The organism is Sphingosinithalassobacter tenebrarum (genome assembly GCF_011057975.1).
Lineage (GTDB): Bacteria > Pseudomonadota > Alphaproteobacteria > Sphingomonadales > Sphingomonadaceae > Sphingomonas > Sphingomonas tenebrarum.
Genome location: NZ_CP049109.1, coordinates 3,663,830 through 3,677,543, shown reverse-complemented (window position 1 = coordinate 3,677,543; position 13,714 = coordinate 3,663,830). Strand labels below are relative to the sequence as shown.

At 65.7% G+C, this 13,714-nt stretch carries 12 protein-coding genes; 10 read left to right on the top strand and 2 right to left on the bottom strand.

Annotation, left to right across the window (positions count from 1 at the left end; translation table 11 throughout):
- Window positions 1-100: 100 nt before the first annotated feature.
- From G5C33_RS18250 to G5C33_RS18230, 5 genes are read left to right on the top strand one after another with little or no spacing between them, the layout of a single operon-like run.
- Window positions 101-2,296, top strand: coding sequence for a TonB-dependent receptor (locus G5C33_RS18250; protein WP_165328454.1), 2,196 nt, complete (start codon window positions 101-103; stop codon window positions 2,294-2,296).
- 9 nt (window positions 2,297-2,305) lie between these two features.
- Window positions 2,306-3,355 carry a DUF1611 domain-containing protein gene (locus G5C33_RS18245; RefSeq protein WP_165328453.1) on the top strand — a complete coding sequence of 350 codons (1,050 nt, stop codon included), beginning with the start codon at window positions 2,306-2,308 and terminating at the stop codon, window positions 3,353-3,355.
- A complete protein-coding gene (locus tag G5C33_RS18240) occupies window positions 3,352-4,479 on the top strand; it encodes a YkvI family membrane protein (RefSeq protein WP_165328452.1) in 1,128 nt (375 codons plus the stop codon). The genes G5C33_RS18245 and G5C33_RS18240 overlap by 4 nt, the downstream gene beginning before the upstream one ends.
- Window positions 4,476-6,065: a serine hydrolase gene (locus tag G5C33_RS18235; protein WP_165328451.1), complete on the top strand. Its 1,590-nt coding sequence runs from the start codon at window positions 4,476-4,478 to the stop codon at window positions 6,063-6,065. Before G5C33_RS18240 ends, G5C33_RS18235 begins: the two co-directional genes overlap by 4 nt.
- Window positions 6,062-7,267, top strand: a complete 1,206-nt coding sequence (locus tag G5C33_RS18230) for a membrane dipeptidase (RefSeq protein ID WP_228275128.1) — start codon at window positions 6,062-6,064, stop codon at window positions 7,265-7,267. The genes G5C33_RS18235 and G5C33_RS18230 overlap by 4 nt, the downstream gene beginning before the upstream one ends.
- A gap of 30 nt (window positions 7,268-7,297) precedes the next feature.
- Here G5C33_RS18230 and G5C33_RS18225 read toward each other — a convergent pair whose 3' ends face one another.
- On the bottom strand, window positions 7,298-7,762 hold the full coding sequence (locus G5C33_RS18225; protein ID WP_165328450.1) for an Lrp/AsnC family transcriptional regulator: 465 nt from the start codon (window positions 7,760-7,762) through the stop codon (window positions 7,298-7,300).
- Window positions 7,763-7,885: 123 nt separating this feature from the next.
- On the opposite strand from G5C33_RS18225, the gene G5C33_RS18220 reads away from it, so the two are divergent.
- Entirely contained in the window at window positions 7,886-8,953 is a 1,068-nt protein-coding gene (locus G5C33_RS18220) for a Glu/Leu/Phe/Val family dehydrogenase (protein ID WP_165328449.1), read from the top strand.
- Window positions 8,954-8,968: 15 nt separating this feature from the next.
- On the opposite strand, the gene G5C33_RS18215 is transcribed toward G5C33_RS18220, so the two are convergent.
- Window positions 8,969-9,703, bottom strand: coding sequence for an FCD domain-containing protein (locus tag G5C33_RS18215; protein WP_165328448.1), 735 nt, complete (start codon window positions 9,701-9,703; stop codon window positions 8,969-8,971).
- A gap of 153 nt (window positions 9,704-9,856) precedes the next feature.
- Here G5C33_RS18215 and G5C33_RS18210 point away from each other — a divergent pair, with 153 nt between their 5' ends.
- From G5C33_RS18210 to G5C33_RS18195, 4 genes are read left to right on the top strand one after another with little or no spacing between them, the layout of a single operon-like run.
- On the top strand, window positions 9,857-11,326 hold the full coding sequence (locus tag G5C33_RS18210) for an aldehyde dehydrogenase family protein (protein ID WP_165328447.1): 1,470 nt from the start codon (window positions 9,857-9,859) through the stop codon (window positions 11,324-11,326).
- A gap of 11 nt (window positions 11,327-11,337) precedes the next feature.
- The gene (locus tag G5C33_RS18205) at window positions 11,338-12,129 is read left to right on the top strand and encodes a carboxymuconolactone decarboxylase family protein (RefSeq protein WP_165328446.1); all 792 of its coding nucleotides are present in this window, start codon (window positions 11,338-11,340) and stop codon (window positions 12,127-12,129) included.
- A 10-nt stretch (window positions 12,130-12,139) separates the two neighbouring features.
- Window positions 12,140-12,895: an SDR family NAD(P)-dependent oxidoreductase gene (locus tag G5C33_RS18200; protein ID WP_165328445.1), complete on the top strand. Its 756-nt coding sequence runs from the start codon at window positions 12,140-12,142 to the stop codon at window positions 12,893-12,895.
- On the top strand, window positions 12,892-13,701 hold the full coding sequence (locus tag G5C33_RS18195) for an NAD(P)-dependent oxidoreductase (RefSeq protein WP_165328444.1): 810 nt from the start codon (window positions 12,892-12,894) through the stop codon (window positions 13,699-13,701). The genes G5C33_RS18200 and G5C33_RS18195 overlap by 4 nt, the downstream gene beginning before the upstream one ends.
- Window positions 13,702-13,714: the final 13 nt, after the last annotated feature.

Sequence of the window (13,714 nt, the reverse complement as noted above, 5' to 3'; positions counted from 1 at the left end):
GCGACACGGCGATTTCGCACAAGGGGAATGACCGCCGGGAAGCGGGGCCGCATCGGGACGTGCGGCGACATCCGGTGGCGGGAAAATGGGGAAAGATCACATGAAGAAGCATCTGCTACTCGCCTGGACGGCCATGCCGCTGATCGGTGTCGCCATGCCCGCCTTCGCGCAGGACGCGCCCACGGAGTCGCGCGTTCACGGCCAGGAAATCGTCGTCACCGCGCAGAAGCGCGAGGAAAGCATGCTCGACGTGCCGGTTTCGATCAGTGTTGTCGACGGCGAAGCCATGCAAGCGCAGGGGGCGACTTCGCTTACCGACTATTCCTCCTATGTGCCGGGCATGCAAGTGACCAGCAGCGGCACGCCGGGGCTGGCGAGTATCTCGCTGCGCGGCATCTCCGCGACTACCAGCGCGGCAGCGGTCGGCTTCTACATCGATGATGCGCCGGTGGGGTCGAGCAGCCTCTATGCGCGCGCCACCGAAATGTCGCTCGACCTGCTGCCCTATGACATCGAAAGGATCGAGGTATTGCGCGGGCCGCAGGGCACGCTCTACGGCGCCAGCGCGATCGGTGGCCTCGTCAAATATGTGACGGTGCAGCCCAGCCTTTCCGAATTCGGTGTTCGCGGCGGCGGGGAAATCTTCACCATCGACGGCGCCGCCGATCCGGGCTGGGCCGGGCAGGTGATGGCCAATGCGCCGCTGGTCGAAGGGCGGCTCGGCATCACCGGCAGCTTCGCCTGGCGCAAGTCGCCCGGCTATGTCGACAGCGTCAACAACGCCGCGCTCGATGATCAGAATGACTATGAACAGCGCGGCGGCCGTGTCAGCCTGCTTTTCCAGGCGACCGACAATTTCTCGATTTCGCTGAACGGCATCTGGCAGGCGACCAACGCGGAAAGCAACGGCAGCTATGCCGCCGATCTTTCGGGCGATCCGCTGGGGAACGGCACCTCGTTCAACAATTATGTCGCCGAGCCCTTCAATGCGAGCCTCGACTATTATGCCGCGACGCTCGACTATGATCTCGGCGGTGTCGCGCTGACCTCGGTCACCACCTATAGCGAGCGGCATATCCAGCAGGTGCGCGATACCAGCCATATCTACGGTGCGCTGTTCCCGCTGCTCACCGGCGGCGCGATTCCGGCGGGGGTGACTCCGTACGACAATACCGTCGCGCTCGAGAAATGGACGCAGGAGGTTCGGTTGGCCTCGACCGGCGAAGGCGCGTTCGAATGGCTGATCGGCGGCTTCTATACGCATGAAGACAGTACGCAGGACCAGACGATCCGCCCTTATGACATGGCGGGGAATCTGATCCCGGCGCTCGATCCGCTGGCGATCGTCGAATTGCCCGCCACCTATGAGGAATATGCGGTTTTCGGAAACGCCACGCTGCACCTGGGCGACATGTTCGCGATCACCGGCGGCGTGCGCTGGGCGAAGAACGAGCAGAGCTTCCGCCAGGCCAGCTATGGCTCGCTCGTCCCGGTCGCCGACGATCCGGGCGAGTCGAGCGAGGATGTTGTCACCTTCAGCGTCAGTCCGCAGGTCTTCTTCGGGGACGATGCGATGCTCTATGCCCGTGTCGCGACCGGCTATCGTCCCGGCGGCCCCAATGTGATCGTCCCCGGCGTGCCGCCGACGGTCGATTCGGATACGGTCACCAACTATGAGGTCGGCTTCAAGGGCGCGTTGGCGGACGGCCTGATCACGATCGACGCCGCGCTCTTCTACATGGACTGGCAGGATATCCAGGTCGCGATGGCCTTTGGCGGCATCGGCGGAATCGGCAATGGCGGATCGGCCGAAAGCAAGGGCGCCGAAGGGTCGGTCGTGATCGCCCCGGTCGCCGGCCTGACCATCGGCTTCACCGCGGCCTATACCGATGCGACGCTGACCGAGGACGTGCCTTCGATCAGCGGCCTTGATGGCGACAGGCTGCCCGAAGTGCCCGAGTTCAGCGGCTCGGCCCGCCTCGACTACAGCATGCCGGTCGGCATCGGCGACACGCTCGATTTCGGTATCGGCGTGCGCCACGCCAGCAGCCGCTTCTCGCTGGTCGAAAGCGATCCGCTGCGGGCGCGGGCCAAGCCCTATACGACGGTCGACGCCAATATCGGCTATACTTTCGACGGGCACTGGACCTTGCGCGCCTATGTCCGCAACGCGCTGAACGACGAAGGTGAACTCGGCCGGACGCTTTTCACCGACGGGCTCAACATCCCGTCCTATCTGGCGATTTCCCCGGTGCAGCCGCGTACGTTCGGTCTTGCCGCCGATGTCGCTTTCTGAGTGGATGCAATGAACGCACCGTTTCAAAGCCGAACCGCGGAACCGCTGGCATTGCCGCAGCCCTATCTGCTCTTCCTCGGGGACACGCAAAATCCACAGTTCGCCAAGACGGCGTTCGGATTGCGCGACTGGGCGGGTGAGCTGTGCATCGGCGAATATGGTGTCGCGGGGTGCGGCGTCTCAACGGGGCTGCCCGCCATGACGCCGCGGCAGGCGCGCGAAGCCGGTGCCCGCGCGCTGGTGATCGGCGTCGCCAATCAGGGCGGTATCATCAATGCCGACTGGGTGCCGGCCCTGGTCGCGGCGCTGGAGGCCGGGCTCGATCTGGTGAGCGGGCTGCACGCCCGGCTCGCCGATGTCCCCGCGCTGGTCGCGGCGGCGCGCGAAAACGGCCGCCAGCTGATCGATATCCGCACGCCGCCGCCCGGCATCCCGGTCGCCACCGGGCGCAAGCGCAGCGGCAAGCGGTTGCTGACCGTCGGCACCGACTGCGCGCTGGGCAAGAAATATACGGCGCTGTCGCTGTGGCGGGCCTTTCAGGCGCGCGGCATCGACACCGATTTCCGTGCCACGGGGCAGACCGGCATCATGATTGCCGGTTCGGGCATTCCGATGGATGCGGTGGTCGCCGATTTCGAAGCCGGAGCCGCCGAAATCCTGTCGCCCGACGCCGATCCAGCGCATTGGGACGTGATCGAGGGGCAAGGGTCGTTGTTTCACCCCGCCTATTCGCCGGTGTCACTGGGGCTGCTTCACGGTAGTCAGCCCGATGTGTTCGTCGTGTGTCACAGCCCGGGCCGTACCCATATCGTCGGGCTGGAGACGTTTCCGCTGCCCGATATCGAGGCGGTGATCGAACTGACCCTGATGCTCGGCAAGCGGACAAATCCGGCAATTCGCTGCGGCGGGATAGCGCTCAACACCAGCGACATGACCGAGGAAGCGGCACTCGCGCATATCGCGGCCGAAACCGAGCGGCTCGGTCTGCCCGCCGCCGATCCCATCCGCGGCGGCGCGGCGTTCGATGCGCTGGTCGAATCCTGCCTGGGGGCGGCGTGAGCGCGGGGGCGGCGGGAGCGAGCTGGTTTCAGCGTTTCCTGCTGCCCGGTTTCGCGCTGAAGGCGTTCATCATCGGCGGCGGCTATGCCACCGGACGCGAACTCGCCGAATATTTCCTCGCCAGCGGGCCGCTGGGCGGGCTGGCGGGCATGATCCTGGCGATGTGCCTGTGGAGCCTGATCGCCGCCGTCACCTTCGCCTTTGCCCAGATGACGCATGCCTATGACTATCGCGCTTTCTTCATGCGGCTGCTCGGCCCCGGGTGGCGCGTGTTCGAGCTTGCCTATCTCATTTTTATCGTGCTGGTGCTGGCCGTGTTCGGCGCCACCGCGGGCGCGATCGGCGAAGCGATGCTCGGCTGGCCTAGCTTCATCGGCGCGGCGCTGCTCGCAATCGCGATCCTGCTGGTCACTGCGTTCGGCGAAGCCACGGTCGAGCGGCTCTTCAAATTCGCGTCGATCGCGCTCTACGGCGTTTATGCCGCGTTCCTGATTCTCGGCCTGTCCAGCTTCGGCGATCGAATCCTTGCCGGGTTCGAAACGCCCGCGCCCGCCGAGGGCTGGCTCACCGGCGGGCTCACCTATGCCAGCTACAATATCGTGGGCGCGGTCGTGATCCTGCCTGTGCTGCGTCACCTGACCGGCAGGCGCGACGCGCTGATCGCGGGCGCGCTGGCGGGGCCGCTGGCGATGCTGCCGGCGATCCTGTTCTTCATCTGCATGGTGGGTTTCTATCCCGAGATCGGGTCCGAGACATTGCCGTCCGATTATCTGCTCAGCCGCCTGAATGCGCCTGCCTTTCACTGGCTGTTTCAGGGGATGATCTTCATCGCGCTGCTCGAAAGCGGCGTCAGCGCCGTCCATTCGATCAACGAGCGCGTCGCGGGGATATTCGAAAGCCGGGGGCGCGGTTTCGGCGTCGGGCCGCGCGCGCTGCTCGGCGGGCTGCTGCTGCTCGGCTGCATGTTCGTCGCCGATCGCGTCGGCCTCGTGGCGTTGATCGCCGGCGGCTATCGGTTGCTTGCCGCGCTGTTTCTCATCGTCTTCGTCTTGCCGGTGCTCACCCTCGGAACTGCCCGCCTTTTGCGAGCACCGGCATCCCCTTCCGAAAAGGTCGTCGCATGATCCAGACCCTCCGCCGCGTGGTGGCATTGCCCGCTCTGATCCTCGCCGCGCTGCCGGGCGTGGCGCTGGCCGATCCGCCCGCCGGCTTTGTCGAGCATGTCGAGCAATTGCGCCAGCGCAGCGGCTCGCCCGGCATCGCCATCGCCATCGTCGAACATGGCGAGCCGGTGCTGGTGCGCGGCTGGGGCGTGCGCGAGACCGGCAAGCCCGCGCCGGTCGATGCCGACACGCTGTTCCAGATCGGATCGTCGGGAAAGGCCTTCACCGTCGCCGCGCTCGCGCTGCTGGTTGATCGCGGGCAGCTCGGCTGGGATGACAAGGTGATCGATCACATGCCCTGGTTCCGCATGTACGATCCCTGGGTGACCAACGAAATGACGGTGCGCGACCTGCTCACCCATCGCAGCGGCCTCGGGCTGGGGCAGGGTGATCTCTTGTTCGTGCCGCGCGCATCACTTTCGCGTGAGGAGACGGTGCGCAGGCTGCGCTACATGAAGCCCGCGACGAGCTTCCGTTCGGCCTATGCCTATGACAATATCCTCTACACCGCCGCCGGGCAGCTGATCGAGGAAGTGACCGGCAAGCGCTGGGAAAGCTTCATTGTAGACGAACTGCTGCGCCCGGCCGGGATGGACCGCGCGACTGCGACCAACGAATCCAGGCTCGCCACCGCCAATCGTGCGCACCCGCATGCGCGGGTCAGCGGCGTGATCCGGGGCGACGGGCCGATCACCGCGCTCGATGAGCGCGAGGTCTATATCAGCGCCAACGCCGCGCCCGCCGGCGGGCTCGCGCTGAGCGCCGAAGAACTTGCCCGCTGGCTCCAGATCCAGCTCGGCCACGGGGCGCTGCCCGAAGGCGGCCGCCTCTACAGCGAAGCGGCGGCGAAGGAGATGTGGGCGCCGGTCACGCCGATGCCGCTGCCCGCATGGCCCGCGCCGATCGACGCGGCGCGCCCGAGCTACAACAGCTATGCGCTCGGCTGGACCGTCGAGGATTATCACGGCGTCCGGGTGATCGAGCATGGCGGCGGCGTGTACGGATCGATCACGATGGTCGTGCTGCTGCCCGATCAGGATGTCGGTTTCGCGATCGTCGTCAACTCCGAGGAATCGGAGCTGCGTCGTGGCCTGATGTACGAGTTGCTCGATCATTACACGGGGCGCGAGCCGGTCGATTGGTATGGCCGTTTCGACCAGTTCATGAACGCGATGGTCGCGGGCGGGAAAGCCGCGCTCGAAGGCGCGCATGGCGATGCCGCTCCGGTCGGTCCTTCACTGTCGCTCGATCGCTATGTCGGCACGTATCACGATCCCTGGTATGGCGATGTCGTGGTCGGCCGCGACGGCGCGGGACTGACGATCGATTTCACCACCACGCCGGATATGGCCGGACGGCTGGAACATTATCAGTATGACAGCTTTGTCACGCGCTTCAGCGATACCGGCATCGAGAACGCCGTCGTCACCTTCCAGCTCAACGATGACGGCTCGGTCGATCGCGTGAAGATGCGTGCCGAAAGCCCGATCGCCGATTTCAGCTATGACTATCGCGATCTCGATCTGCGCCCCGTGGAGTCCGAATGATGAAAGCCCGTACCGCCACCTTCGCCGCGCTGCTGCTCGCAGGCTGTGCCACGACGCCGTCGAAGACTTCCGCCGACGTTTCGCGCGATCAGGCGCGGGCAGTGCACGATCGGCTGCTCGTGCTCGACACGCATCTCGACACGCCGATGCATTTTCAGCGGCCCGGTTGGGATTTCGGGGCGCCGCACGATCCGGCCACCGATCTGGTGCAGGTCGACATGGTGCGGATGGAGGCAGGCGATCTCGATGGCGGCTTTTTCGTCATCTATACCGATCAGGGGCCGTTGACCGGGCAGGGCTATGCCGATGCGCTGGCATTCGCGCGCGCGCGGTCGGATCTGATCGACAGCACGCTGGCGAAATACCCGGAACGCATCGTTCCGGTGACGACCGCAGAGGAAGCGCGCGCCGCCGCCGCCCAGGATAAGCTGATCGCGTTCAAGAGCATCGAGAACAGCTATCCGCTGGGGCTCGACCTTTCGCATATGAAGGAATTTTACGATCGCGGCGTGCGGTTGATGGGGCCGGTTCACGGCGCCAACAATCAGTTCGCCGACAGCGCGACCGACGATCCCCACTGGAACGGTCTCAGCTCGCTCGGGCGGCAATGGCTGGCCGAGGCGAACCGGCTGGGCATCGTCGTCGATGCCAGCCATGCCTCCGACGCGGCGTTCGACCAGATGCTCGCCCTGTCGACCGCGCCGCTGCTGCTTTCGCATTCGAGCGCGCGCTGGGCGCATGACGCGCCGCGCAATCTCGATGACGCCCGCATTCGCGCGCTGGCGGCGAAGGGCGGCGCGATCTGCGTCAGCACCATCTATCTTTCGGACATGCATCTCGAGGGCGAGCGTGCCGAGCTGTTCGAGCAATATGAGCATATGGAGTCGATGACGCCCGCGCAGCAGGCCGACCTCGCCCGGCGCTGGCGTGCGCTCGACGCGGAACAGCCGCTCTGGGACGCCGATTTCGAAACCTATATGGAGCAGGTGCTGCATGTGATCGACGTCGCGGGTGTCGACCATGTCTGCTTCGCCGGCGACTGGGACGGCGGGGGCGGCGTGACCGGATTCAACGATATCAGCGCGCTGCCTCTGGTGACCCAGCGCCTGCTCGATGCCGGCTACAGCGAAGCGGATCTCGCAAAGATGTGGGGCGGCAACGTGCTGCGCATCGTCGCGGCGGCGCAGGCGGCGGCCGAATGACGCGCGGATGAAGCGGCGCGCGGCCTGCCGCTAGAGCGGCAGCGCCGTGGTTGCCTTGATTTCCGAAAGCGCCATCGTCGAATTGATCTCCTGCACGCCCGGCAGCGCCGACAATTTGTCGAAGAAGAAGCGTTCATAGGCCTCGATGTCGCGCGTCACGATGCGCAACATGAAATCAACCGGTCCCATCAGCACATAGCATTCGAGTACTTCGGGAAAGCCCCGGATCGCCGCGCTGAATTCCTCCAGATGCGCCCGGCCATGCGCGTTGAGCTTCACTTGCGCGAAGACCTGGGCGTTCATCCCGACCTTCTGCCGGTCGACCAGCGCGACGCGACGGCTGATGATGCCGTCGCGCTCCATCCGGTCGATCCGCCGCCAGCAGGGCGAGGCGGAAAGCCCCACCGACTCGGCAATCTCGGCAGTCGAGCGCGAGCAATCCTCCTGCAGCAATCTCAGAATGGATCGTTCGTATCTATCGAGGTTATCAGGCATGTTTCACCGGTGTATATATATAATCCGGTAAATTCATTCGATCATCGCTGCATTGGCGTCAAGTTGGGTCAGCTTTTCCCCAGCGCCTCTGCGAAAAGCCCGGCATCGTGAAACATGAGGTGAATGATGGTTATGACGCATGGCGACCGGGCATTGCCGCCCGAACGTGTCTGTTCCGTGGAAGACGCAAGATCGGGTCTGCGCGGCGTGATCGTGATTCACTCGACAGCGCTCGGACCGGCGGCGGGCGGATGCCGGTTCTGGACCTATGACAGCCCCGATGCGGCGACCGAGGACGCGATGCGCCTCGCCGAAGGAATGGCGTACAAGAACGCGGTCGCCGGGTTGCCGCTGGGCGGAGGCAAGGCCGTGCTGCGCATGCCCGAACCGCCATTCAGCCGTGGCGAGCTGTTCGCGGCGTTCGGTCGCGCGGTGCAGGCGCTCGACGGCGAATATGTCACTGCCGAGGACGTCGGAACCAGCGTCGAGGACATGGAAGCGGTCGCGCGCGAAACGCGCCATGTCGCGGGCCTGCCGCCGCGCGAAGGGCGGCCGGGGGGCGATCCGTCGCCGTGGACGGCGCGCGGCGTGTTCGAAGCCATGCGTGTGGCGGCGCGTGCCCGGCTGGGACGCGAGCTTTCCGACTGCACCGTGGCGGTGCAGGGGCTGGGCCATGTCGGGGCGGGCCTGACGCGGTTGCTCCATGCTGCCGGCGCGCGGCTGATCGTCGCCGACCCCAAGCCGGGCATCGCGGCGAAGGTCGCAGTCGAATGCGACGCCGAAATCATGTCGAAGGATGCGATCGTCGATGCGCGTGCCGACATCTTCGCGCCCTGCGCGCTGGGCGGCGTGCTGAACCGGCAAAGCGTATCGCGGCTGCACGCGCGGCTCGTCTGCGGCGCTGCGAACAATCAGCTCGCCGACGAAAGCGTCGCCGCGCTGCTCGCCGATCGCGATATCCTTTATGCGCCCGATTATGTCGTCAATGCCGGGGGTATCATCAGCGTCGCGGCGGAATATCTCGGCTGGGAAGCGGACGCGGTTCAGCGCCGGGTTGGCGAGACGGGGATGCGGCTGCAGCGCGTTTTCGACGAAGCCGAACGTTCCGGCCGGACCCCTGCCGATGCCGCCGATACGCTGGCACGCCGCATCATTGCGCAGGGAGGGGCGGATGCTGCGGTCGCGGCATGATGTCCGGCCGCCTGGTCAGGATGTATTGATCGTCTCCGCGCCCGCCATGCCTTCGAGGTGCTGGCGGACAATCCTGCGGTTCTGGCGGTTCGCCTCGAACCGGGCCAGCGCTTCATCGCCGTCGATGATCGCGGCGATGATCGCTCTGCGACCCGCGCACCATCGCCTCACGTCGCTGTGAAGGTGATGCACCGACGGGGCGCTGCGGCTGGTCGCATAATGTAGCGTTACGCGGGTGAGCATTTCGAACAGCGGGCGCCGCACCATCTGGAAGAGCCGTTCCTGAAATTCGATCTCGAGCACGCCGAGTGCCGCCTGATCGAGTTTCGTTTCGTCGAATTGCTCTGCGATCGTGGAAAGGGCCGCGCGCACCGCCGCATCATCGCAGCGGGCGGCGGCGGCGACGAGCTCGTTGAACAGCAGCGAGGTCACATCGAGCGCTTCGTCATAGGTGGCGGGGTGGACGCGCAGATAGGCGTCCATCGCGCGTTCGAGCGCGGCATCGTCAGGCCGGGTCCCGTAATAGCCGCCGCCAGGGCCGCGCCGGACCTCCAGGACGCCTTCATGCTCGAGCACGCGCGCGGCCTGTTGCAGCGTGACGATGCCCACTTCCAGATCGCGCGCGAGCTGGTGAAGCGAGCCGAGAAGCGTGCCCGATTCGTTTGCGAAGATATGCTCGCGCAGCGTCGCTGTCGTCGCGGTGACAAGATTGACGCCGCGTTTGCGCGGTACCTTGGTGAGAAGGGGCATATGGCAATTACTATGCATAGTATTGGCTAAAGTCGACTCGCTCTCTGCCCGAAACGGGCATTTCAAGCCAGTTGTCAGCCTATTTAATCCTTCATAGCCTGCGACCGAATTGACTCGCCATAGAGCGAGCGAACATCGGAGTTGGAGCAGGAAATGGCGTTTCAGAGCCCCGATCAGTCGCGTCTGCCGACCGCCGCCACGGTGATCGGCGACAGCCAGCCGCAGGGCGGCGGCGCGAAATATGCGCATATCTATCCCGCCACCGGCGAAGTGACTTCCGAATTTCACCTGTCGGACGCAAGCGACGTCGCCAAGGCAGTCGCGGCGGCGCAGGCGGCATTCCCCGAATGGCGCGCGATGACCGGCGACAAGCGCCGCAACCTGATGTTCAAACTCGCTGCGCTGATCGAGGAGCGCGCCGAGGAAATGACGCCGCTGCTCTCCTATGAGAACGGGTCGATCCTGCTCGCCGGGCCGCATATGAGCGCCGACGCGGCGCAGAAATTCCGCTATTTCGGCGGCTGGGCCGACAAGATCGAAGGGCGCGCGATCGACACCTGGGGCGGCCCCGCGCATGACTATGTCCGTTACGAACCCTATGGCGTGGTCGGCGCGATCGTGCCGTGGAACGGGCCGCTTTTCGCTGCCACGATGATCATGGCCCCGGCGCTGGCGGCGGGCAATTGCGTTGTGCTGAAAGCGCCCGAGAACGCGCCCTATTCGCTGATGAAGCTGGTCGAGATCATTCGCGACGCGGGCTTCCCGCCGGGCGTCGTCAATCTCGTCACCGGCGGGCCCGATGTCGGCGAGGCGATGGTCGGCCATCCCGGCATCGGCAAGATCGAATTCATCGGATCGGGCGGCACCGCGCGCAAGATTTTGGCCAAAGCCTCCGAGACGCTCAAGCCCATCGGGCTCGAACTCGGCGGCAAATCTGCGGTGCTCGTCTTCGCCGACGCGGACCTTCAGGCGGCCGCCAAGCGCGGACTTGCCGGGGCGGTCAGCGCCAACGGGCAGGGCTGCGTCAACGGCACGCGGCTGCTGGTCGAACGTTCGGTGTACGAGCCCTATCTGCAGATGCTGCAGGCGATGGCGGGATACGTAAAGGTCGGCGATCCGCTGGCGCAGGACACGGTGATGGGGCCGGTGATTTCGGACACCGCGCTCGATCGCATCCAGTCGATGGTCGAAGGCGGCAAATCGGACGGCGCGCGCGTCGTGGTCGGCGGCGAGCGGCTGGACGGCGAGCATAAGGACGGCTTTTTCCTGCCGATCACCGTCCTCGCCGATGTTTCTCCCGAAAGCCATATCGCGAAGAACGAAGTCTTCGGGCCGGTGCTGGTCGTGACGCCGTTCGATAGCGAGGAAGAGGCAGTCGCGCTGGCCAATGACAGCGATTACGGGCTCGGCGCCTATATCCACACCACCAATCTCGCGCGCGGCCATCGTGTCGCCAACCGGATGATGGCGGGCCAGGTTCAGGTCAACGGATCGGGCGAGGCGATGACACCCTGCGTGCCGTTTGGCGGCATGAAGCATAGCGGTCACGGCCGGCTCGGCGGGATCGAGGGGCTGCGCGAGTTTCAGCAGGTCCGCAACGTCTGGATCAACCTGCAGGACTGAGGAGCGCGGACATGCCAATGCTCGACCCCGCCGACCGGTCGCAAACCGGCCTCGACACCGAAGCCAGATCGACCGGGCGCGACCCGGTCCAGCCGAAGACTTTGCTCGAGGAGAGCTGGCGCGACTTTGTCTGGGCGGAAGTATGGACGCGCCCCGGATTGCCGCTACGCGCGCGCTATCTGGTCGCGATGGCGACCGCCGCGACGTGCAATCTGGAAGACGGCCAGATCGACGATTTCGTGCGCGGCGCGCTGACCAACAAGGAACTGACGCTCGCCGAACTGCGCGAAGCAGCCTTGCATCTCGCCGTCTATGCCGGATGGGGCAATGGCGGGCGGCTCGACCGCGCCGTCACCCGCGTCGCCGAGGAACTGGGCCTGCCGCCCGCCGAGGTGCCGCCGATCCGCGGCGAAGCCTGGGACCCGCAGGAGCGCAACGACGAGGGTCACGCCGAATTCGACAAGGTGATGCTGTTTCCGCCCGGGCCGCCCAAGACGCCGTATCTGCAGGGGATCAACAATTTCGTCTTTGGCGAAATGTGGCGCCGTCGCGGGCTCGACGAGCCTTCGCGTCGCTGGATCACGCTGGTCGGCGTGTGCGAGTCCGGGGCCGAAATCCCGATCCGCAGCCATATCCACGCGGCGATGGCGAGCGGCAATTGCCAGCCCGACGAGATGCTCGAATTCGTGCTGCAATATGGCACCCATGCCGGCTGGCCCAAGGCGTCGCGGATGCAGATGGTCATCCTAGAAATGATCGACAAGGTTGCCAAGGGCCTGCCCTGGCACGCCCCGAAAGCATGAGGCGGAACGCATGAATACCGATATGAACGGCAAGGTCGCGCTGGTCACCGGCGCGGCATCGGGCCTCGGCCGCCAGACGGCGCTGACGCTGGCGGCGGCGGGCGCCGATCTCTGGCTGGTCGATGTCAATGCCGACGATCTGGCCGAAACCGTTCCGATGCTCGCCGATAGCGGGCGCGAAGTGGGCAGCGAGACGGCGGACCTTTCCGATCCGGCGGCCTGCGCGGCGGTGGTCGCGAAGGCCGTTGCGAAGTTCGGCAGGCTCGATGCGCTGTGCAACATTGCGGGCGTCATCTATCTCGCCAATTCGGCCGACATGCCGATCGACCTTTATCGCCGGACGATTTCGGTTAATCTCGACGCGCCCTTCCTCCTCTCGCAGGCGGCAATCCCGCATCTGCTCGAAAGCGACGGCGCGATCGTCAATGTCGCGTCCTCGGCCTCCTATATCGGCGAAGCCTATGCCGCCGCCTATTGCGCGAGCAAATGGGGCATTGTCGGCATGACCAAGGCGATGGCGATGGAATTTCAGAAGAAATCCATCCGCATCAACGCTGTCGCGCCGGGCGGGATGATCACCAATATCGCGAAGAATTTCCGCCCGCCCGAAAATGCCGATTTCGATCTGATCAAGCGTTTCTCGGGCATGCGCGGCACGGTGGAGGTCGCGGACGTCGCCGACATGATCCTGATGCTCGCATCGCCCGCCGGGCGCGGCTTTCACGGATCGTGCCTGTCGATCGACAAGGGGATCACCGCCGGATGAGCGGGAAGGCGAGCACCGGCTTTATCGGGCTGGGCAGCCAGGGCGGCCCGATGGCCGAGCGGATGCTGGCCGAAGGCTATCCGCTCACTGTCTGGGCGCGCCGTCCCGAGGCGCTCGATCCGTTCGTCGCGCAAGGGGCGGCGACGGCGGCTTCGCCCGCCGAACTTGCCGCAGCCTGCGACCATGTCGGGTTGTGTGTCGTAGATGATGCGGGCGTCGCCGATCTGTGCGAGCAGATCATTCCGGCGATGCGGCCGGGCAGCCTGCTCGCCATCCATTCGACCATCCTGCCCGAAAGCTGCGAGAAGCTCGCCGCGCGCTGCGCCGAGCGCGGCATCGCCTTTGTCGACGCGCCGGTGAGCGGCGGCGGACCGGCGGCGGCGGCGAAAACGCTCACCGTGATGTGCGGCGCCGAAGAGGCCGCCTACGAACAGGCCAAGCCAGTGTTTGAAAGCTTTGCCGGGCTGCTCGTGCTGCTCGGTCCGGCGGGGTCGGGCCAGCGCGCCAAGATCGTCAACAACGCGCTGATGGCGGCAAACATGGGCCTCGCCCATGCCGCGATACAGGCAAGCGAAGCGCTCGGTATCAAGCGCAAGGCGTTCGGCGATCTCGTCAAGGCGAGCAGCGGGCGCAGCTTCGGTTTCGAAGTCTATGCGCGGCTGCCGCAACCGCAGGCCTTCGCGCACGGCGCGGGCCTGCTCGCCAAGGATGTGAAGCTGCTCGCTGCCACGCTGCCCGACAGCGACGCGGCGGGGCAACTCGCCGATGCCGCCAACCCCTTTCTGCGCGCCGCCGGCGCCAACTGACCTTCAGGAGAGA

Excerpts from the sequence above, each read along its gene's own strand:
- G5C33_RS18200 (WP_165328445.1), top strand. The coding sequence starts at position 12,140 with ATGAATACCGATATGAACGGCAAGGTCGCGCTGGTCACCGGCGCGGCA.
- G5C33_RS18220 (WP_165328449.1), top strand. The coding sequence starts at position 7,886 with ATGATGGTTATGACGCATGGCGACCGGGCATTGCCGCCCGAACGTGTC.
- G5C33_RS18210 (WP_165328447.1), top strand. The coding sequence starts at position 9,857 with ATGGCGTTTCAGAGCCCCGATCAGTCGCGTCTGCCGACCGCCGCCACG.
- G5C33_RS18225 (WP_165328450.1), bottom strand. The coding sequence starts at position 7,762 with ATGCCTGATAACCTCGATAGATACGAACGATCCATTCTGAGATTGCTG.
- G5C33_RS18205 (WP_165328446.1), top strand. The coding sequence starts at position 11,338 with ATGCCAATGCTCGACCCCGCCGACCGGTCGCAAACCGGCCTCGACACC.
- G5C33_RS18215 (WP_165328448.1), bottom strand. The coding sequence starts at position 9,703 with ATGCCCCTTCTCACCAAGGTACCGCGCAAACGCGGCGTCAATCTTGTC.
- G5C33_RS18230 (WP_228275128.1), top strand. The coding sequence starts at position 6,062 with ATGATGAAAGCCCGTACCGCCACCTTCGCCGCGCTGCTGCTCGCAGGC.
- G5C33_RS18245 (WP_165328453.1), top strand. The coding sequence starts at position 2,306 with ATGAACGCACCGTTTCAAAGCCGAACCGCGGAACCGCTGGCATTGCCG.
- G5C33_RS18250 (WP_165328454.1), top strand. The coding sequence starts at position 101 with ATGAAGAAGCATCTGCTACTCGCCTGGACGGCCATGCCGCTGATCGGT.
- G5C33_RS18235 (WP_165328451.1), top strand. The coding sequence starts at position 4,476 with ATGATCCAGACCCTCCGCCGCGTGGTGGCATTGCCCGCTCTGATCCTC.
- G5C33_RS18195 (WP_165328444.1), top strand. The coding sequence starts at position 12,892 with ATGAGCGGGAAGGCGAGCACCGGCTTTATCGGGCTGGGCAGCCAGGGC.